Below are 1,570 nucleotides of genomic sequence, written 5' to 3' on the forward strand. Positions count from 1 at the left end.
CCGGCATGCGGGTGCCGTCGGCGTTCCATGCCATCAGGTCGTTGGGCTGGTCGCGCCGGCCAAGCAGATAGTTGCGGATCAGCCGCGACCAGATCAGATCGTTGGAGCGCAGCAGCTGGAAGGCGCCCGACATCTGGTGGCTGTCGAGATAGCCCTGCGCGCGCATCACATCGTCCAGCACCGCAAGCTGGGCTTCGGTGATGAAGAGCTGCAGCTCGCCCGCGTCGCTGAAATCGGTCTGGGCACAGAACAGCGTCATGCTGGCCAGACGGTCGTCGCCGTCGCGGGCCATGGCCGCGGCGGCAATCGTCAGCAGCGTGCCGCCGAGGCAGTAGCCGCACGCCTGCACCTTCTCGCCCGGACACACATCGCCCACCACATCGAGCGCGGCCATCACGCCCTGCGTGCGGTAGTCGTCGAGGCTCAGATTGTGCTGTTCAGCGCCGGGGTTGCGCCAGGAGATGATGAAGACGGTGTGCCCCTGCCCGACCAGATAGCGCACCAGCGAGTTCTGCGCGGAGAGATCGAGAATGTAATATTTCATGATCCACGCCGGCACGATCAGCACCGGCTCACGCGCCACGGTGGCCGTGGTCGGCGCGTACTGGATCAGTTCCATCAGTTCGTTGCGGTAGATGACCTTGCCGGGCGTGGCCGCCAGATCGACGCCGACTTCGAACACATCCTGTCCGGCCGGCCCGCCGGTCATCGTCTCGGTGAGGTCGGTGAAGAAATTACGCGCCCCGGCGAGAAGGTTGCCGCCGCCGCTGCTGGCGGTGGCCCAGATCACTTCCGGGTTGAGCCAGGGCACGTTGCTGGGCGAGGTCATGTCAACGAGCTGGCGCACCGCGAACGACACGATGCGCTGGTTGGAGCGGCTCACGCCGGGCAGTCCGCCGGCGGCCTCGCTCCACCACTGCTCCGCCAGCAGGAAGCTTTGCGCATAATAGCTGAACGGCGGCTTCAGCCACGCCGGATCGCGGAAGCGCGGATCGGTGCGCGCCGGCTCGATGGCGGTCTCTCCGGCCAGCACCGGCAGCATGCGGCCCCACTGCCGCCACGCCGCGCGCAGCAGTTCCGCCCGGCGGAACGGCGCATTGGCAAGGTGCAGCAGCCAGTCCTGAAAGGCCATCTCCATGCCCAGCAGCGAGACGCCGCCGGTGAGCCGCGCCTCGATGGCATGCAGCAGCCCGTCGAGTTCTCCGGCAGAAGGCGCGCGGCCCGGCCCGGCGCCGGCAGTCTCCGCCGCGGCGGCCGGCGATGCGGCGGCCGGGGCGACGATGCCCGGCGTGACAGTGCCCAGGGCGACGATGCCCGGGACGGCAGCGGCCGGCGTCGCGGCCGTTTCCGGCCGGGCGGCCGGCGGTGCAGCGACCCCGGCCCCTGCGGCGGGCACCGCTGCCTTCGCGGTTACGGCCGGTGTGGCCTCCAGCCGGGCTGACGCCGGACGCGCCGCGGCACGGGGCCTCCGCGCCGGCTTGCTGCTGGTGCTCTGGTCCATCGCTGTCATCCCTTTCCGCCGGTCGGGCGCGACACCCCCGCGCCCGCGGCCCGGGCGCACACCCGCCGC

The 1,570-nt window shown here is 70.6% G+C and carries 1 protein-coding gene; it reads right to left on the minus strand.

Features of this window, described 5'->3' with window-relative positions:
• The coding region (locus V7067_RS14280; RefSeq protein ID WP_334176573.1) for an alpha/beta fold hydrolase at nt 1–1,396 on the minus strand (1,396 nt) is incomplete at its 3' end.
• Between the last annotated feature and the right edge of the window lie 174 nt (nt 1,397–1,570).

Source organism: Pseudoxanthobacter sp., assembly GCF_036822375.1.
GTDB lineage: Bacteria > Pseudomonadota > Alphaproteobacteria > Rhizobiales > Segnochrobactraceae > Pseudoxanthobacter.